15 protein-coding genes are annotated in these 17939 nt (G+C 67.0%); 2 read left to right on the top strand and 13 right to left on the bottom strand.

Annotation, left to right across the window (positions count from 1 at the left end):
• Nucleotides 1–125: 125 nt before the first annotated feature.
• The 11 genes from P5W98_RS00475 to P5W98_RS00525 all read right to left on the bottom strand — a co-directional run bounded on the left by P5W98_RS00475 (nt 126) and on the right by P5W98_RS00525 (nt 12697).
• Nucleotides 126–1013, bottom strand: coding sequence for an AAA family ATPase (locus tag P5W98_RS00475; protein ID WP_421022714.1), 888 nt, complete (start codon nt 1011–1013; stop codon nt 126–128).
• A 111-nt stretch (nt 1014–1124) separates the two neighbouring features.
• Complete coding sequence (locus P5W98_RS00480; RefSeq protein ID WP_421022715.1) at nt 1125–1925, bottom strand: FAD binding domain-containing protein; 801 nt, start codon at nt 1923–1925, stop codon at nt 1125–1127.
• Nucleotides 1926–1938: 13 nt separating this feature from the next.
• Nucleotides 1939–4353: a xanthine dehydrogenase family protein molybdopterin-binding subunit gene (locus tag P5W98_RS00485; protein ID WP_421022716.1), complete on the bottom strand. Its 2415-nt coding sequence runs from the start codon at nt 4351–4353 to the stop codon at nt 1939–1941.
• Nucleotides 4354–4366: 13 nt separating this feature from the next.
• On the bottom strand, nt 4367–4864 hold the full coding sequence (locus tag P5W98_RS00490) for a (2Fe-2S)-binding protein (RefSeq protein WP_421022717.1): 498 nt from the start codon (nt 4862–4864) through the stop codon (nt 4367–4369).
• A 383-nt stretch (nt 4865–5247) separates the two neighbouring features.
• On the bottom strand, nt 5248–6654 hold the full coding sequence (locus tag P5W98_RS00495) for an amino acid permease (RefSeq protein WP_421022718.1): 1407 nt from the start codon (nt 6652–6654) through the stop codon (nt 5248–5250).
• Between the two features lie 315 nt (nt 6655–6969).
• Nucleotides 6970–7626 (bottom strand): response regulator transcription factor RqpR, encoded by a 657-nt coding sequence (gene rqpR / locus P5W98_RS00500; protein WP_421022719.1) that lies wholly within the window; start codon nt 7624–7626, stop codon nt 6970–6972.
• The gene (locus tag P5W98_RS00505; RefSeq protein ID WP_434718120.1) at nt 7623–8684 is read right to left on the bottom strand and encodes a sensor histidine kinase; all 1062 of its coding nucleotides are present in this window, start codon (nt 8682–8684) and stop codon (nt 7623–7625) included. Before P5W98_RS00505 ends, rqpR begins: the two co-directional genes overlap by 4 nt.
• A gap of 398 nt (nt 8685–9082) precedes the next feature.
• Nucleotides 9083–9853, bottom strand: coding sequence for a ferredoxin--NADP reductase (locus tag P5W98_RS00510; protein ID WP_421022721.1), 771 nt, complete (start codon nt 9851–9853; stop codon nt 9083–9085).
• 478 nt (nt 9854–10331) lie between these two features.
• Complete coding sequence (locus tag P5W98_RS00515; protein WP_421022722.1) at nt 10332–11024, bottom strand: LysE family translocator; 693 nt, start codon at nt 11022–11024, stop codon at nt 10332–10334.
• 162 nt (nt 11025–11186) lie between these two features.
• Nucleotides 11187–11990, bottom strand: a complete 804-nt coding sequence (locus P5W98_RS00520) for an endonuclease/exonuclease/phosphatase family protein (protein WP_421022723.1) — start codon at nt 11988–11990, stop codon at nt 11187–11189.
• Nucleotides 11991–12145: 155 nt separating this feature from the next.
• Nucleotides 12146–12697, bottom strand: a complete 552-nt coding sequence (locus tag P5W98_RS00525) for a hypothetical protein (RefSeq protein WP_421022724.1) — start codon at nt 12695–12697, stop codon at nt 12146–12148.
• A gap of 937 nt (nt 12698–13634) precedes the next feature.
• Between P5W98_RS00525 and P5W98_RS00530 the strand changes: the two genes are divergently transcribed.
• Together P5W98_RS00530 and P5W98_RS00535 are read left to right on the top strand one after the other, a co-directional pair.
• The gene (locus P5W98_RS00530) at nt 13635–14741 is read left to right on the top strand and encodes an NAD(P)/FAD-dependent oxidoreductase (RefSeq protein ID WP_421022725.1); all 1107 of its coding nucleotides are present in this window, start codon (nt 13635–13637) and stop codon (nt 14739–14741) included.
• 295 nt (nt 14742–15036) lie between these two features.
• Nucleotides 15037–15348 carry a high-potential iron-sulfur protein gene (locus P5W98_RS00535; RefSeq protein ID WP_213298120.1) on the top strand — a complete coding sequence of 104 codons (312 nt, stop codon included), beginning with the start codon at nt 15037–15039 and terminating at the stop codon, nt 15346–15348.
• Between the two features lie 113 nt (nt 15349–15461).
• Here P5W98_RS00535 and P5W98_RS00540 read toward each other — a convergent pair whose 3' ends face one another.
• Complete coding sequence (locus tag P5W98_RS00540) at nt 15462–17033, bottom strand: amidase (protein WP_421022726.1); 1572 nt, start codon at nt 17031–17033, stop codon at nt 15462–15464.
• Nucleotides 17034–17094: 61 nt separating this feature from the next.
• Complete coding sequence (locus tag P5W98_RS00545) at nt 17095–17793, bottom strand: dienelactone hydrolase family protein (protein WP_421022727.1); 699 nt, start codon at nt 17791–17793, stop codon at nt 17095–17097.
• Nucleotides 17794–17939 lie beyond the last annotated feature (146 nt).

Genomic DNA, 17939 nt, shown 5'->3' on the forward strand with positions numbered 1-17939 from the left:
CGGCGGCGGTTCGTGCGATGCGGGTGCGCCGCGTGCAGCGGGGCGGGCGGGCGTCCGAGGCGCCGCCTGCGCTTCCGGTGTTTCCGGTGTGGCGTTCGAGCGGTTCGGCGCGTGCACCATCGGCATCACTCCGCAAGCGCAAGCGTTTGGGCGATCCGCTGCGTGTCGAGCTGCGCGAGATCGTCCTGATACTTGAGCAGCACGCCCAGCGTGTCCTGCACCGACTGCGGGTCGAGTTCGGTGACCGATAGCGCCGCGAGCGCACGGCACCAGTCGATGGTTTCGGCAATGCCGGGCGCCTTGAACAAATCCATCGAGCGCAGTTGATGCACGAACGCCACGGCGCGGCGCTGGAGTTCCGCGCTGGTTTCAGGCGCGCGCGCCGCGACGATGGCAAGCTCCCGTGCGCGCTCGGGGTAGCCGAGCCACTGATAGAGGCAGCGCCGCTTGAGCGCGTCGTGCACCTCGCGTGTGCGATTGGACGTGACGACGACGAGCGGCGGCACGCTCGCGCGCACCGTGCCGTACTCGGGAATCGATACCTGGAAATCCGAAAGAAGCTCGAGCAGGAAGGCTTCGAAGGGTTCATCGGCGCGGTCGATTTCGTCGATCAGCAGCACGCGGCGCGCGCCGGGATGATGCGGGTCCGGTTCGAGCGCTTGCAGCAGCGGGCGCTTCAGGAGGAATTCGTCGCGATAGAGCGTGTCGCTGCGCGGCTTCTCGCCCGAGGCTTCGGCCAGCCGCAGCGCCATGATCTGGCGCGGATAGTCCCACTCGTAGAGCGCGCTGGCCGTGTCGAGCCCCTCGTAGCATTGCAGGCGCAGCAGCGTCGTGCCGGTGAGCGCGGCCGCGGCCTTCGCGAGCTCGGTTTTGCCCACGCCGGGCTCGCCTTCGAGAAACAGCGGGCGCTCCATCTTGAGCGCGAGAAAGAGCGTCGTGGCCAGCTCGCGGCTCGCGAAATAGCCGTGCGCTTCGAGTTGCGAGAGCGTGTGGTCGATCGTGGCGGGGAGCATGGCGGGTCTGGATGGGGCCGGAAATACGTGGACGATACGCGAGCAATACGTCGGCGATAAGCGGCCGCTCGCGCCACGCGTCGCGCGGGCGAGCGGCCGTGGGCAGCGGGCCTAACCGAGCGCTTTGGTCACCGCGCGCGCAGCCAGCACCGGGATCAGGTGGGCGCGGTAAGCGGCGCTCGCGTGCAGATCGGTGTTGAGCTCGTCAGGCGCGATGCTCACCGCGCGCGCCGCGGCGGGCGTGAAGCTCGCCTTGAGCGCGTCCTCGAGCGCGGTAGCGCGGAACACCGAGGACGCCGCACCCGTGATGGCCACGCGCACGGACCCATCTGCCGACTGCGCGACGAACACGCCCGTCAACGCGAAATGCGAGGCCGGGTTGTTGAACTTCTCGTAGGCGGCGCGCTGCGGCACCGGAAACTCCACCGCGACGATCAGCTCGTCGGGTTCGAGCGCGGTCTCGTACATGCCGAGGAAGAAGTCGTCAGCGGCGATGCGCCGGCGGTCCGTCACCACCGTGGCGTTCAGACCGAGCACGGCCGCGGGGTAGTCGGCGGCGGGGTCGTCGTTGGCGAGCGAGCCGCCCAGCGTGCCGAGCGCGCGCACCTGCCGGTCGCCGATGCCGGCGGCCAGTTGTGCGAGCGCCGGCAGCGTGGCCAGGATCTGCGCGTTCGCTGCGACATCGGCATGGCAGACCGCCGCGCCGATCTTCACCACCTTGCCGTCCACCTGCACGGCCTTGAGCGCGGGAATGCGCGTGACGTCCACGAGCGTCGAAGGCTGCGCGAGGCGCAGCTTCATCGCCGCGAGCAGGCTCTGGCCGCCCGCGAGGAATTTGGCGTCGGGGTCGGCATTGAGTGTCTTCACCGCGCCTTGCGCGTCGCTGGCGCGCTGGTAATCGAATGAATACATGGTGCGCCTCCGCTCAAGGTTGTTGTGACGCCGACGTGGATTGTGCGGCTTGCGCAGTTTGAATCGCTGACCACACGCGATGCGGCGTGGCCGGCATCTGCAGGTCCTTCACGCCGAGGGGGGCCAGCGCATCGAGGATCGCGTTGATGACGGCCGGCGGCGAGCCGATCGCGCCCGCCTCGCCGCAGCCCTTCACGCCGAGCGGATTGTGCGTGCATGGCGTGCCCTTCGCGGTTTCCACGGTGAACGACGGCACGTCCGACGCATGCGGCATCGCGTAATCCATGTACGAGCCCGAGAGCAGCTGGCCGCTCTCGTTGTCGTAGACGCAGCGCTCGAGCATCGCCTGGCCGATGCCCTGGCCGAGCCCGCCATGCACCTGGCCTTCGACGATCATCGGATTGATGACGTTGCCGAAGTCGTCCACGGCGGTGAAGCGCTCGATGCGCGTCTCGCCCGTGTCGGGATCGACTTCCACTTCGCAGAGGTACGCACCCGACGGATAGGTGAAGTTGGTGGGGTCGTAGAACGCGCTTTCGTCGAGCCCGGGCTCCAGCGTTTCGAGCGGATAGTTGTGCGGCACGTAGGCCGAGAGCGCGATTTCGGCGAAGGCCTTGGTGCGGTCGGTGCCCGCGACGCGGAACACGCCATCGGCGAACTCGATGTCTTCGACGCCCGCTTCGAGCATATGCGCGGCAATCTTCTTCGCCTTCGCTTCGATCTTGTCGAGCGCCTTCATGATGGCCGAGCCGCCCACCGCGATCGAGCGCGAGCCATAGGTGCCCATGCCGAACGGAATGCGCGCGGTGTCGCCGTGCACGATCTCGATCTGCTCGATGGGCACGCCCAGACGCTCGGACACCACCTGCGCGAAGGTCGTCTCATGGCCCTGGCCGTGGCTATGCGAGCCCGTGAAGACGGTGACCGAGCCTGTGGGATTCACGCGGATCTCGCCCGCTTCGAACAGGCCCGCGCGTGCGCCCAGCGCTCCGGCGATATTCGACGGCGCGAGGCCGCACGCCTCGATGTAGCACGAGTGGCCGAGGCCGCGCAGCTTGCCGTTCGCCTTCGAGGCATCGCGCCGCGCCGGAAAACCCTTCACGTCGGCAAGTTCGAGCGCGCGCGACAGGCACGCCTCGTAATCGCCGATGTCGTAAGTGAGGCCCACAGGCGTGGCGTACGGGAAGCTCGTGATGAAGTTGCGGCGGCGGATCTCGGCTGGGTCGAGGTTCATCTCGCGCGCGGCGGTCTCCACCAGGCGCTCGACCACGTAGGTCGCCTCGGGGCGGCCCGCGCCGCGATACGCATCCACGGGCACCGTGTTCGTGAACACCGCCTTCACCTCTGCGTAGATCGCGGGCGTGGTGTACTGGCCCGCAAGCAGCGTCGCGTAGAGGATCGTCGGCACGCTGGAGGCGAAGGTCGAGAGATACGCGCCCATGTTCGCCGTAGTGTGCACGCGCATGGCGAGGAACTTGCCGTCCTTGTCGAGCGCGAGCTCGGCCTTCGTCACGTGGTCGCGGCCATGGGCGTCGGAGACGAACGACTCGCTGCGCTCCGCGGTCCACTTAATGGGACGGCCGATTTTCTTCGCGGCCCAGGTGAGCGCCACATCCTCGGCATAGAGAAAGATCTTCGAGCCGAAGCCGCCGCCCACGTCGGGCGCGACGATGCGCAGCTTCGTCTCCGGCAGCCCGAGCACGAACGCGGCCATCAGGAGGCGCTCGACGTGCGGGTTCTGGTTCGAAACGTAGACGGTGTAGCTGTCGTCGTGTTTGCTGTAGCTCGCGTTCACGGCGCGCGGCTCGATTGCGTTCGGGATGAGCCGGTTGTTCACGATGTCGAGCGTCGTGACGTGCGCGGCCTGGGCGAAGGCGGCGTCGGTGGCGGCCTTGTCGCCGTGGCCCCACGTGTAGCAGGTGTTGTTCGGCACGCCGTCGTGCACGAGCGGCTGGCCTGCGTCAGCAGCATGCGCGGTGTCGACGATGGCGGGCAACTCCTCGTAGTCGATCTCGACGAGCTCGGCGGCGTCCTTCGCGGCCTTCATCGATTCGGCGATCACGAGCGCGACCTGGTCGCCCACGTGGCGCGCCTTCTCATGCGCGATCACAGGATGCGGCGGCTCGTGCATGGGCGTGCCGTCGATGCTGTGGATCAGCCAGCCGCACGGCAGGCCGCCCACGTTCCCGGCGGCGAGGTCCGCGCCGGTGAAGACGGCCACCACGCCGGGCGCAGCCCTGGCGGCACTGGTATCGATGCTCTTGATGCGCGCGTGCGCGTGCGGCGAGCGCACGAACACGGCGTAAGTCTGGGCGGGGAGGACGACGTCGTCGGTGTACTGGCCCGCGCCGGTGAGGAAGCGATAGTCTTCCTTGCGCTTGACCGGGGCGCCGATCATGCGCGGCGTTTGGGAGTCGGGTGCGTTCATGGCGATTCTCCCCTTACGCTGCCGTCGAGGTGGCAGCGGCGCCGGCGCGCATGCCTTCGGCGCCTTCGAGCACGGCCTTCACGATGTTGTGATAGCCCGTGCAGCGGCACAGATTGCCGTCGAGACCCGCGCGCACGTCGGCTTCGGTGAGATCCGGTTTTTCGGCGGCGAGCGCGGTAGCGCTCATCACCATGCCCGGCGTGCAGAAGCCGCACTGCAGGCCATGGCATTCACGAAAGGCCTCTTGCATCGGGTGGAGCGCACCATTCGTCGAGAGCCCTTCGATCGTGGTCACGGCCATGCCCTCGCACTGCACGGCAAGCTGGTTGCAGGACTTGATCGCGCGGCCGTCGAGGTGGACGGTGCAGGCGCCGCACTGCGCGGTATCGCAGCCGACGTGCGTGCCGGTGAGGCGTAGCTGCTCGCGCAGGAACTGGACTAATAGCGTGTGGGGTTCGACTTCGGCGGTCACGGGCTTGCCGTTGACCGTCAGGCTGAGACTGATCGCCATTGACTGTCTCCTATGGATAATAGGGACCGGCCTGGGCCCGCATTCACCAATTGCCCCGTTCTTGCCGCCTGCTGTCTTTCGCCCAGGTTGCGCCGCGCGGCGGGCGCGAGGCGTTTGCCGCGCGCGATGGCGGGCAGGCTGGACGGAAGCGGGGTTTTGAGGGTCCGGCTGGTGCTTTGCTGTTCAGTGATGCCTGGATACTGCCTGGATGGTGCGTGATGCGCGATGCGTGGTGCGGCGAAAGCGATGCCCGGACAGTAAAGCATACTTTCCCATTTCGCGCAGCCCGCGCTTTTACTCCTGCGTACCATGCAAAACGGCCCGCGCCGGAGACCGGACGGGCCGTTGCAGTGTCGCGAAATCGACGCTAACGCGAGCGGCTTTCAGTGCTCGTGCGGATGATGCGCGAGGCGCGAATGACGGCGCGAGTAGAGGAAATAGATTGCGAGACCGATCACCAGCCACACCACGAACGCGACCCACGTGATCCACGCGAGATTGAGCATGAGGAACAGGCACGAAGCCACTGCGAGAACCGGCACGACAGGGACGCCAGGGCAGCGGAACGCGCGCGGCAGATCGGGGTGGGTGCGGCGCAGGACGAGCACGGCGATCGAGACCATCGAGAACGCGGCGAGCGTGCCGATGTTGATGAGCTCGGCCAGCACGTTCAGCGGCACGAGCGCGCCGATCAGGCCGAAGAAGATGCCCACGAGCCAGGTGGTGAAGAAGGGCGTGGCAAAGCGCGGATGCACCTTCGAGAGCTTGGCGGGCAACAGGCCGTCGCGCGACATGGCGAAGATGATGCGGGTCTGGCCGTAGCTCATCACGAGAATCACGGTGAGCATGCCGAGCACGGCGCCCAGGTCGATGAAACCGGCGACCCATTTCTGGCCAGCCACCTGCAGCGCATACGAAACCGGGTGAGCGATGCCGGCGAATTGCTGCCACGGCACGATGCCCGTGACGACGGCCGCGACGGCCACATACAGCACCGCGCACACCACGAGCGACGCGATGATGCCCACGGGCAGGTCGCGCTTCGGATTCTTGACCTCTTCGGCGGCCGAGGACACCGAGTCGAAGCCGATGAACGCGAAGAACATCACGGCGGCGGCGCCGAACACGCCGTCCCAGCCGTGCGGCATGAACGGATGCCAGTTTGCGGGCGTCACGTGGAAGGCGCCCACGGCGATCACGAGCAGCACGACCGTGACCTTGATCGCCACCATGATGTTGTTGATGCGGGTGGATTCGCGCACGCCGATGGAGAGCAGCGCCGTGATCACCATCATCACGAGGAAGGCGGGCAGGTTGAACAGCGTGAACGCGCCGGGCACGGCGCCGGGCGCGGCGGTGAGGGCCGTGGGCAGCGTCACGCCGAAGCCCGAGAGCAGCGACTGCAGATAGCCCGACCAGCCCACCGAGACCGCGGAGGTGGCCAGCCCGTACTCGAGCATCAGGTCCCAGCCGATGATCCAGGCGACCAGCTCGCCGAGCGTGGCGTACGAGTAGGTGTAGATCGAGCCCGCCACGGGAATGGTCGAGGCGAACTCGGCGTAGGCGAGCGCCGCGAAGCAGCAGGCCACGGCGGCGATGATGAACGCGAGCATCAGCGCGGGGCCGGCCTGCACGGCGCCGGTGCCGGTCAGCACGAAAATGCCGGTGCCGATAATTGCGCCGACGCCAAGAAAGGTGAGGTCCAGTGCGCCGAGCGTCTTCTTCAGGCCGGCGCCCTTGGCGCTTGCCTGCAGCATGTGTTCGACGTTTTTCTTGCGAAAGAGGGACATTGGGCGGAGAACTCCAGGTAAAACGCCGGTAAAACGCACTGGCGAGGAAACCCTGAATTTTAGTGGATCGGAGCTTGGTGGCTGTGCCAACCGCACAGGCGTGGCATGGATTCGGCGTGGGGGAGGAGGTCGATTCCACTGCAAAGCGGCGCAAGCGCGTGCATTCTTTGCACGAAGCTCACCGTATAGACGCGGTTCATTTCCGGATCAACGGCTTATGGCGGGAGCGCGTTTTAGTAACGCATTCCTTGCGCCATGCATGGGGGCGTCCGATCGTGACGTAATCGCGAAGCGCCTCGCTGGCGAGGCGCGGGCTCAGAGCGCCGGCGCGGGCGCGATATCGACGAGCCGGTTGCTCATCACATAGAAAGTGAGCTCGGCGTTATTGGTGAGCTTCATCTTTTCGAGCAGCCGCGTGCGGTAGACGCTCACGGTCTTCACCGAGAGCGAGAGCGTGCGCGCGATGTCGGTGAGGCGCTTGCCCGAGGCGAGCATGCATAGCGTCTGGTACTCGCGGTCGGAGAGCTTTTCGTGCGGCAGCTGCTCGCCGTCGACGAGCACATACTCGGCGAGCGCTTCGGCCATCGCGGGGCTCACGTATTTGCGGCCGCTCGCGACCTGCTGGATCGCGGCGATCATCTGCGCGGCGTCCACCGTCTTCGAGAGATAGCCCGACGCGCCCGCCTTCAGCGCGCGCACGGCGTACTGGTCTTCGCGATACATGGAGAACATCAGCACCGGCACGCGCGGCACCTTTTTCTTCGCGCGCTTGAGCACTTCGATGCCGTTCATGTCGGGCAGCGAGATGTCGAGCAGCACCACATCGCAGGCGTGCTTCGCGACGGCGGCGAGCGCTTGCGCGCCGCTGGGCGCCTCGATCACTTCACTCGCGACGCCACGGTCGAGCAGCAGCTGACGCACGCCCTGGCGCACCACGGCGTGATCGTCGACGAGCAGGATGCGCAGGGTCATGAGCGGATGCCCTTCAGTTGGTCTGCCACGGGTTCGGCGCACGGGCGCGAGAGCAGCGTCTCCCAAAGGAAGCGTGCTTCGACGGTCGTGCCGGGGCGTGCCGGGTCGGCGGCCAGGCGGCGGGCGGCGGCGTGGCGAGCCGGGGTGGTGCGCAGCGTGCCGCCGAAGGCGGCGCAGCGCTCGCGCATGCCGGCGATGCCATAGGCGCTGCGGCTGTTCGCGCTGCCCGGACCTCCCTGGCTGCTCGACGAGGCTTGCCCGCATTGCCGCCTGGCGCACCGTGCGGCTTCGCGCGAGAGGCCGACGCCGTCATCGATCACGCTCACAATCAGCTCGCTCGGCGTGCTGGTCAGGCGCACTTCGACCTGCGTGGCCTGGGCGTGGCGAGCGACGTTAGTGAGCGCTTCCTGCGCGACGCGGAACACCGCGAGCGCCGCCTCGGCGGGCAGGCGCGCGAGGCGCGCTTCGTCGTCGCGGGCGAATCCGGTGGCGTGGGGCGCGGCGGTCGAAGGCGTCAATGCGTCGACCGATGCGTCGACCGATGCGTCGACCGATGCGTCGACCGACGAGCTCGCGAGGAAGCGCGCGGCAAGGCCGGTGCGCGAGGCGAAGTCGCGTGTCCAGTTCGCGAGCGCGTCGACGAGGCCCGCGTGCAGTTCGGGGGCGTGCAACCCGTCGAGCACGTGGCGCACGGCGTCGGTGGCGCAGTCCAGCGAGCGCATGACGAGTGCGAGCGCCTCGGCGCATTGAGGCGGCGCATCGGCGGGCAGCCAGGTGTGGACGTTCTCAAGGGCGAAACGCGTGGCCGTCAGTTCGGCGCCGACGCTGTCGTGCAGTTCCCGCGCGAGCCGGTGGCGCGCGGCTTCGTCGGCGTCGACGCGGGCCGCGCCGGCTGCGGCGATCCGCTCCTGTACGCGCGCGATGGCATCGAGCGTCGCGCGCGTGCCTTCGGCGCTGGCGAGGAAGGGGAGGCCGCCTGCCGCGTGGAGGGCACGCGCGCCCGGCGCATTCGCGCGAGGCGCGCTGGCATCAAGCGCCGCGCGATTCGACGTATCCATCCATCCCCCGTGATTTCCCGTTCAGGAATCGGTCCTTTTCTGTTCTGGCTGGCGCGGCGGGGCGTAACGAAATTTACATCCAGTAACAACATGGATTGGCCCCTGCCAAGCCCTCCGACATGACCGATGGTGCGCCGCGATGATAACTGAAAAATCGGGAAACTTCAGTCAGGACAATACTTAGCGGCGAAAGGTGAGAAACCGTGTGAAGTTGACCGGGGCTCGCGGTGTAGGAAAAAGGCTGACACGGAGATGGCGCGAAATCCGCCCAAAATGTAACGGGCGAGCAGGGTTTGGAAAGCGGTGCTGCGATTTGTCAGGGCAAAAAAAAACCGGAGCGAGAGGCTCCGGTTCCTGTGTCTGGCAAAGACCGCGAGTAGCGGTTTTTAGCCCACGACTTAGCCCACAAACGCCTTTTCCACGACATAGTGGCCCGGCGCGTTATTGCTGCCTTCCTTGAGGCCGGCCTTTTCGAGCAGTGCGACGGTGTCGCGCAGCATGTGCGTGCTGCCGCACAGCATGATGCGGTCGCGCTCGGGCGTGAACCCAGGCAGGTCGAGGTCGCTGAACAGCTTGCCGGTGTCGATCAGTTCGGTGATGCGGCCGCGGTTGTCGAACACTTCGCGCGTCACGGTCGGGTAGTAGACGAGCTTCTCGCGAACGATCTCGCCCAGGTATTCGTGCTCGCGCAGTTCTTCGGTGATGAATTCCTTGTACGCGAGTTCGTCGACGAAACGGCAGGTGTGAGTGAGCACGATCTTTTCGTAACGGTCGTAAATGTCCGGGTCCTTGATGATCGACATGAAGGGCGCGAGGCCCGTGCCGGTCGAGAGCAGCCACAGGACCTTGCCGGGCAGCAGGTTGTCGGCCACCAGCGTGCCAACGGGCTTCTTGCCGATCAGAACCTTGTCGCCCACCTTCAGGTGCTGCAGGCGCGACGTGAGCGGGCCGTCCGGCACCTTGATGCTCAGAAACTCGAGATGCTCTTCATAGTTCGCGCTCGCGAGCGAGTACGCGCGCATCAGTGGCTTGCCTTCGACCTCGAGGCCGACCATGGTGAATTGGCCGTTGTCGAAACGCAGGGCCTGGTCGCGCGTGCAGGTGAAGCTGAAAAGCGTGTCGGTCCAGTGATGCACGCTCAGAACGGTTTCTTCGGTGTGTTTGCTCATGGTTCCTGATGATGCGAAACAAGGTCCGCCGGACGGGGCGTTCCTTCCGGCCACGCATGACAAGTGCATGTAGGGCTCGGTTTGACGATGCGCGGCGTGCGCCTTGGTGGGCGCTCCGCTTGAATTCCCGCTTTGATTCGAATTCGTGCCCCGTTTTTGCCAGCTTGTTGGCCGTCCCATTGCGAACGAGGCGCAGTTTGCCATTTTAACGCGAGCGTGCCTTATGGGCTGCGCCGCGTCTAACGGGAGCGGTGACCTGCGTTAGGCAAGATGTCGCGAAGCGATAAAACCGGCTGCGGCGGGGTGCGGCGCAAGGGCGCGAAAAACCGGGAGTCCCGCCTGGGAGTCCCGCAGCCCTTCGGACGGGCTGGTTCGCCCGTTGGGGCAGGCTCGAATGTTGGTTCGAATGATACCGGAAGGTTCGACGCACCGCAGCAGAGACCCTGCTGGCGGGGCAGTTTCGGCGCGCGTGAGGACCTCAGCGATCGGCGGCGAGCTTCGCGGCGAGGCCGATCAGCGCCGCGCCGCAGAATGCGTCGATAGGGCGGCGCAGCCGCTTGTAGCTGCGTTGCGTGCGATGGTCGGCGAACAGCAGCGCGAGGCTCGAGTGATAGCCGAACGACATCGTCGCCACGAGCGCGAGCGCCGCGCCGTAGAACCATGCCGGCGGATGCGCCGGAAAGATCGCCGCGAACACGCTGGTCCAGAATACGCAGGATTTCGGGTTCGTGAGGCAGGTGAGAAAGCCCGCGCGCCATGTGCGCAGCCAGGCACGCCGGTCCGGCGGCGGCAGCGGGGCCGCGAGCGTGGCGTTGGCGGCATTGGTGGCTTCGGTCGCATCGGCCGCCGCATTTGCGGCGCTTGCCGCGTCCGAGTCCCGGCGCGCGCCCGAGCGCAGCAGCTTGATGCCGAACCAGAGCAGATACAGCGCGCCGGCGACGCGCACGCCGTGATAGAGCCACTCGATATGCTGGAGCACCGCGGCGAAGCCCAGCATGGCGAGCGCGGCCCACAACGTGGAGCCCGTGCCCACGCCGAACGCCGAGGCAATGCCGAGACTGCGCCGCCCCGCGAGCGAAAGCTGCGTCACCATGAAGAAGTTCGGTCCCGGGCTGACGAGCGCGAACAAATAGACGATGGCGATCTGGAGCAGCGTGGCGAAGAGGTGCATGTGAAGCAGCCGGATGAAGCCGAATGGGAAGGGCGCACTCCGAGGGCGCGCGACGCGACATATTAGCGCGATTGCGCGATTGCATTCGCAACTCGTGGGGCTGTGCGGGCGTTCGCGGCGCGATGTGGTGTGGCGTTCCTGGCGCCCGGAGCGTTATTCGAGTTATTCGAGCCGCAGCCGCGCCATGTACGGCAGGTGGTCGGACAGCCAGGCCGTCTCCTGCGCGGGCTGGATCAGCTCGACCGGTTTCAGGCCGCGCACGAACATCTTGTCGAGCGCGAGCGCGGGCGAGAACGCCGGAAACGTGCGCGCCGGCTCGCCGAGCAGCGTCGCGACTTCGTGCAGGCCATGCTCCGCGAAGATCGGCACCGAGTCGTTGCGCCAGTCGTTGAAGTCGCCCGCGAGCACGAGCGGCCCTTGCGGCGCTTCCTTGGCGATCCAGTGCGCGATCCAGTTCATTTGCCGCAGGCGCGCGCTGCGCGTGAGCGCGAGGTGCGCGCACAGCAGCGTGACCGACTGGCCCGCCACGCTGGCGCGCGCGACGAGCAGGCCGCGCCGTTCGAAACGATGTGCCGAGATGTCCCAGCGGCCGCCCAGATCGAGCGGATGCGGCGACAGGATCGCATTGCCGTGCCGCCACGAAGGCTTGAACACATTCGGCCCGAGCGCGATTTGCAGCTCGAGCGCGTCGGCGATTTCGGTGGCCTGGCAGTGCCAGACGTCCGCCAGCGGGTCGCCGAGCTCCGCGCCGAAAGCCGTGGAGAGCACCGGCTGCGGCAGACGCCGCGCCATCGCCTCCTGAAGGAACCAGACGTCGGCGTGGGTGGACTGCACCCAGCGCCGCATGGCCTGCCATGCCTGAAAGCCGAGCGGTGAGCGGCCCTTGTGCAGGTTCCAGCTCACCGCGACGAAGTCCCGGGTATTGGCCGGCACTGCGTCGATGAGGGGTTGTTCGAGGTTTCGCATGCGCTTGTTACAACGGGTTCTTACGACAGTTTCGTGCGGTTTTGGGTTGCGGCCGGCGCATCGCGCTTCAGTTCAGCCCAGCCCAGTTCAGTTCAGTTCAGTTCAGTTCAGTTTAGACCGGCGCCGACGAGCGGCGCGAGCTTCAGGCCAGCCTCTCAGGGCTGCTGTGACGGCGGTGCGAGGCTTGCGCGCACCCGGTACGCCAGCGCGGGATCCTTGTCGACGATCGGCCAGCTGACCCATTGGCCGGCCGGCACGACGAGCCCCGGATGGCTGGCGTTCACCTGGCGCGGCTGCGGCGGCAACTTGCAGCCGGACGGGCTTTGCCGCGCGGAGTCGTCTTCGAGCGTCTCCTGGGCTTCGATCGAGAGGATCGACTGGGTCGCGTTCGCACGCAACGGCGAGACCGTGATCGTGCGCTGCAGGTCGATGCTGCCTGCGACCTCGTCCTTGCAGCCGACCCGGTGCGAGACGACATTGTGATGCGTATCGGTGCGCGCCTGGCCCACCGTGGTGGTGCCGTCGAACGAGTCGATCAGCTGGCCGTCGCGGATCACCTGCAGCGTCCAGGTGACCACCGCCTGCACGCCCGGTTGCGCGTACGGCTGCGGCGCGGACGCAGGCTGAGCATGGGGCGGCAGCGGGGTGGCCGGCGCTGGCTGCGCAGCGGGCAGCGGGGCCGGTTGCGGAGCGGGCGCTGGCGGCATCGCAGGGCGCGGTGCGGGTTGCGGGACGGGTTGTGGCGTCGGCGCTGGCGGCACGGCCGGCTGCGGCGTTGGCTGCGCGGTGGGTTGCGGCGCTGGCGTATGCAGTATCGGGGGTTCTGCCGCAGGCCCCGGTTGGGCGATGGGCTGCGCATTGTTCTGCGGAGCCGGTTCATACGCTGGCTCATAAGCCGGCTTGTGAACGGGCTTATGCGCGGGCTTGTGCACGGGTTTTGAAGCGGGCTTTGGCGCGGGCTTCGGTGCTGCCTGGGGCGCCGGAGCAGCCTGCGGGGCGGGCTGTGATTTCGATTGTGGCGCCGGCTGCGCCGCCGGTGGTTGGGCGGTCCCGGAAGACGGGGCTGGAACGGCGTGGACGACCGGCTGCGAGGCCGGAGTCGCGGGCTGGATCACGCCCTCTGTTCGCGTTTGCGCGCTTGCAGTCACGAACGCGGCAGCAGCGGCGACCAGGGTAGCGGCGAGACAATGCTTCAACAACGTCATGTGGGCAGGCTCCATGCACGCGTGCCGTGCGAACCGGTTGTGCCGGTTCCCAATAGCGGGGCGGGTTCCTTGAGACCTTCGATCCTATACCGGGTTCGCAAACACTGGACCGCAACGATGCATTTCAAATGCGCAGACCCCGCGCAGCTTCAATCGCGGCGTGTGTAACTATTTGCAATATAGAGGCAACAGTGGGGCATTTCGAGGTCGGTTCAGGAACCAATTATTATTTTTTTCGCAACGATGGGCAGTATTTAATCGCCAACGCCCATCGATAGCCGGGGTGTGCCGCGGCCCGAGCGCATGCGCGATCAGTGGATTTGCCCGCATATTCGTTATCTATTCGATTTAAACCCACCCCGCCCTCGGTCTACAATTTTTCTGATGGGGGCGTCAGGGAGGCGCCGCCGCCTAATTCGCCGGATGCGGACGCAGCGACATGGATCAGATCGAATGTGTGGTGATTGGCGCGGGCGTGGTCGGCCTCGCCGTGGCGCGCGCGCTGGCGGCGCGCGGACGCGAGGTGATCGTGCTGGAGGCCGCCGACGCCATCGGCACCAGCACCAGCTCGCGCAACAGCGAGGTGATTCACGCGGGACTCTACTACCCGCGCGGCTCGCTCAAGGCGACCCTGTGCGTGCGCGGGCGCGAGATGCTCTACGAGTACTGCGAAGCGCGCAACGTCGCACATGCGCGCTGCGGCAAGCTGCTCGTGGCCACGACGGCCGCCCAGGTTGCGCAGCTCGAAGCGATTCAGGCGCGCGGCAAGGAAAACGGCGTGTTCGATCTCACACGCATCAACAAGACCGAGGCGCTGGCGCTCGAGCCCGCGCTCGAATGCGTGGCGGCGGTGTATTCCCCGCAGACGGGCATCGTCGACAGTCATCAGCTGATGCTGGCCTTGCAAGGCGACGCCGAACGCGACGGCGCCGTGATCGCGCTCAAGTCGCCGGTCGAGTCGGTGGACGCGAGCGCGAACGGCTTCGTGATCAGGACCGGCGGCGAGGCCCCCACCGAAATCCGCGCGGCGTGCCTCATCAATAGCGCGGGCCTGTATGCCACCCGGATCGCGAAACGCATCCGCGGGCTCGATCCGCGCCACATTCCACCCCTTTATCTCGCGCGCGGCAATTACTTCAGCGTCTCGGGGCGCGTGCCGTTTTCGCGCCTCATCTATCCGATGCCCAACGAGGCCGGGCTCGGCGTGCATCTCACGCTGGATCTCGGCGGGCAGGCGCGCTTCGGTCCCGACGTGGAGTGGATCGATTCGATCGACTACGACGTCGATCCGCGCCGCGCCGACGCCTTCTACGCGCAGATCCGCAGCTACTGGCCGGGCTTGCCTGACGGCGCGCTGCAACCCGCCTACGCCGGCATCCGGCCCAAGCTCTCGGGCCCGGGCGAGAATGCTGCCGATTTCGTGATTCAGGGCGGCGCGGCGCACGGCGTGCGTGGGCTCGTGAATTTGTTCGGCATCGAGTCGCCGGGGCTCACGGCATCGCTCGCCATCGCGCAGCGCGTGTGCGAGGTGGCCGGGCTCGCCTAACGCGCCCAGCACGCCCAGCACGCCCAGCACGCCCAGCACGCCCGGCACGCCCGGCACGCCCGGCACGCCCGGCACGCCCGGCACACCCGGCACACCCGGCACACCCGGCACACCCGGCACACCCGGCACACCCGGCACACCCGGCACACCCGGCACACCCGGCTCGCATCCCCTTATTGCCAGGATGCGAATTGCTTATGTCCGGAATTCATGATGCACGCAGGGCGGCTTCGTTGTTATTCTTCACGCCACGCCGTCGGCAGAACGGTGTGCCCACAATATTGGAGTACTGCTCATGAAATCGTCCCGCCGCAGCTTTCTGATCACGAGTGTTGGCGTTGCCGCAACCGTTGCGCTGTCGCGTCAGGCTTTCGCCGACGCGCCGAAGCTTGGTGAATCCGAACCCACCGCCCAGGCTCTCGGCTACAAGGCCGACGCAACCAAGGTCGACAAGGCCAAGTTCGCGAAGTACGCCGCCGGCCAGGATTGCAGCAACTGCACGTTCTATCAAGGCAAGCCCACCGACGCCTACGCCCCGTGCCCGATGTTCCCGGGCAAGCAGGTTGCAGGCAAGGGCTGGTGCAGCGCCTACAACAAGAAGGCCTGATAGGCCCTGGCGCACGAGCCTCGGAGGTCATGCAGGCTCGAAGCAGGTCGCGCCGCGCATTGCGCGGATCGATGCGCGCGCACCGGTTTCACCCAAGCCGGATTTGCGCTGGCCTAGGTACGCGCCATCAGCAGAGGCGGCCGCCGTCCGAACCACGGGCGCGCCGCTTCGAGCTGAGCCGCGAGGCGCAGCAGCAAGGCATCGTTGCCTTCACGCGCCGCGAATTGCACGCCGATCGGCAGGCCCCGCGCATTCCACGCGAGCGGCACCGACATCGAAGGCTGCCCCGTCATATTGAACAGCTCGGTGCAGCCCGCCCACGCGAACGCCTTGTTCGCGGATTCCGTCAATAGTTTTTTCATTAGCGCTTCCACCGGCATCGCGGTGACGGCGCGCATCTGCATGCGTTCCGAAGACGTGGGTTTCAGTGCGCCGATTTTCACCGGCGGCGCGGCCAGCGTCGCGCACAGAATCACGTCGAAACGCGTCATCAAGTCGGCGACTTGCGCCGTGATGCGCTGCTGCGTCTCGAGCGCGGCGGGCAGCGCCTGCTCGCCCAGCTTGCGGCCGATATGCGCCATCGCCCATGTCGCGATCTCGAAGTCCTGGCGGCGCGGCTTCGTGCCCGTGATCGTGTCGGCGTCGAGCACGTACTTCTCGGCCACCACCGACCACAGCATCAGGAACGCCTCGCGCGCCGCCACGAAATCTACCTTGAGCTGCACCGGCTCCACGTTGTGGCCGAGCGAGGCGAGCAGCGCGGCAGCGCCGTCGAGCGCTTCGCGCACGTCGGGCGAAAGCGCATCGGCGAACAGCGGATCGGTGATAAAGGCGACGGCGAGCGGCTTGCCACCGTCGAGCGGTTCGCGCGCCGCCGCGAGGAAAGTGCCCGGCGCGCCAGGCGCGATCGCGGGGTCGCCGGCGAGCAGATCGAGCATGAGCGCGCTGTCGCGCACGCTGCGCGACACGGCGAGGTCGACGCCCAGTCCGCCCGGCGAGGGCGGCAGATCCGAAGGCGGCTGATTGCCGCGCGAAGGCTTCAGGCCGAAGAGCCCGCAACACGAGGCGGGAATGCGGATCGAACCGCCGCCGTCCGAGGCGTGTGCGAGCGGCACGATGCCGGCCGCGACCGAGGCGGCCGCGCCGCCGCTCGAGCCGCCCGGCGTGTGATCGAGATTCCACGGGTTGCGGCACGGGCCGAACAGCTCGGGCTCCGTGTAGGGCATCTGGCCAAGTTCCGAGGCGCTCGTCTTGCCGAACAGATTCAGGCCCGCGGCGCGAAAACGCTCGACCACGGGCGCGTCCGCTGCCGGCACGTAATGGCGATAGTGGCGGCTGCCGAGCGTCATGCGCAGACCGGCGACCGCCGCGCCCAGGTCCTTGACGAGAAACGGCACGCCGGCGAGCGGCCCTTGCGCGAGGGCATCGACGCCATTGCCGCCCGCTTCGATGCGCAGCGCGCGCTTGCGCGCGGCATCGTAGTCCTTGAGCACGATCGAATTGATCGCGGGATTGGCGGCCTCGGCGCGCGCGATCGCGGTGTCGAGCAGCTCGCGCGCGCTCACTTCGCGGCGCTGCACGAGTTCGGCCAGGCCGATGGCGTCGTATTCCAGATAGTCGGACTGCAAGGCGCGCACTCCTTGGGGGCATCGTGGGATGGGGCGCACTGAAACGAAAGCGGCCATTGCAACGATTCTGCCGCAATGGCCGCTTCCTGTGCCGCGCTTGCGCGCCCCGGCGGTTTATTTACAGGTTTTGCGCGAGGAACGCGAGCGTGCGGCCGTGCGCGAGCGCCGACGCATTCTGGTTGTACGACGCGCGCACCGAGCAGTTGAAGCCATGATCGGCGCCCGGGTAGAGATGGAATTCGGCGTTGTCGCGGCCGGCGAAGCGCTCCTTCACCTGGCCCACTGCGTCGAGTGGAATGCCGTGGTCGAGCTCGGCGTAATGGAACAGCATCGGCTGCTTGATCTGGTCGGCGAGATCGAGTTGCGTGTGGATGCCGCCGCCATAGTACGAGACCGCCGCATCCACGGAGCCGCTCGCCGCGGCCAGATACGCGAGCCGGCCGCCCAGGCAATAGCCGATGGCAGCGACCTTGCCGGTGCACTCGGGCAGCTTGCGCAACGTGGCGGCCGTCGCGGCGATGTCCTCGACAACGAGATTCATGTCGGTCTTCTTCATCAGCTCGATGCCGCGCTCGCGGTCCGCGCCCACATAGTCGAGTTCGACGCGCGGCGCGGTGCGCCAGAAGATGTCGGGGGCGATCGCCACGTAGCCGTCGAGCGCGTATTGCTCGACCACGTCGCGAATGTGGCCGTTCACGCCGAAGATCTCCTGAATGATGACGATGCCCGGACCCTTGCCGCCCTTGGGCAGGGCGAGATATGCGCCGAAACTGTCCTTGCCGGCGGAAATGTCGATCCACTTGGTCGAAACGCTCACATTGCTCTCCTTCTACGCGAATGGGGTGGTGCAAAAACGGGGAGCCAGTTTGCCATGGCGGCGCGCGGCCTGCAGCGCGCCGTGCGCAAGCCGATCGTAACGATCGCGATTAATCGCTTTTGGCGCCTGCGGCCTTTTTGATCCGG

This window comes from Paraburkholderia sp. A1BS-2L (assembly GCF_051125205.1).
GTDB lineage: Bacteria > Pseudomonadota > Gammaproteobacteria > Burkholderiales > Burkholderiaceae > Paraburkholderia.

Bases quoted from the DNA above. Each gene is read 5' to 3' on its own strand.
- P5W98_RS00480 (WP_421022715.1), bottom strand. From the start codon at position 1,925: ATGTATTCATTCGATTACCAGCGCGCCAGCGACGCGCAAGGCGCGGTG.
- P5W98_RS00510 (WP_421022721.1), bottom strand. From the start codon at position 9,853: ATGAGCAAACACACCGAAGAAACCGTTCTGAGCGTGCATCACTGGACC.
- P5W98_RS00485 (WP_421022716.1), bottom strand. From the start codon at position 4,353: ATGAACGCACCCGACTCCCAAACGCCGCGCATGATCGGCGCCCCGGTC.
- rqpR (WP_421022719.1), bottom strand. From the start codon at position 7,626: ATGACCCTGCGCATCCTGCTCGTCGACGATCACGCCGTGGTGCGCCAG.
- P5W98_RS00520 (WP_421022723.1), bottom strand. From the start codon at position 11,990: ATGCGAAACCTCGAACAACCCCTCATCGACGCAGTGCCGGCCAATACC.
- P5W98_RS00515 (WP_421022722.1), bottom strand. From the start codon at position 11,024: ATGCACCTCTTCGCCACGCTGCTCCAGATCGCCATCGTCTATTTGTTC.
- P5W98_RS00540 (WP_421022726.1), bottom strand. From the start codon at position 17,033: ATGGCCGCTTTCGTTTCAGTGCGCCCCATCCCACGATGCCCCCAAGGA.
- P5W98_RS00530 (WP_421022725.1), top strand. From the start codon at position 13,635: ATGGATCAGATCGAATGTGTGGTGATTGGCGCGGGCGTGGTCGGCCTC.
- P5W98_RS00505 (WP_434718120.1), bottom strand. From the start codon at position 8,684: ATGGATACGTCGAATCGCGCGGCGCTTGATGCCAGCGCGCCTCGCGCG.
- P5W98_RS00475 (WP_421022714.1), bottom strand. From the start codon at position 1,013: ATGCTCCCCGCCACGATCGACCACACGCTCTCGCAACTCGAAGCGCAC.
- P5W98_RS00535 (WP_213298120.1), top strand. From the start codon at position 15,037: ATGAAATCGTCCCGCCGCAGCTTTCTGATCACGAGTGTTGGCGTTGCC.
- P5W98_RS00495 (WP_421022718.1), bottom strand. From the start codon at position 6,654: ATGTCCCTCTTTCGCAAGAAAAACGTCGAACACATGCTGCAGGCAAGC.
- P5W98_RS00525 (WP_421022724.1), bottom strand. From the start codon at position 12,697: ATGCCGCCAGCGCCCGCTCCGCAACCGGCCCCGCTGCCCGCTGCGCAG.
- P5W98_RS00490 (WP_421022717.1), bottom strand. From the start codon at position 4,864: ATGGCGATCAGTCTCAGCCTGACGGTCAACGGCAAGCCCGTGACCGCC.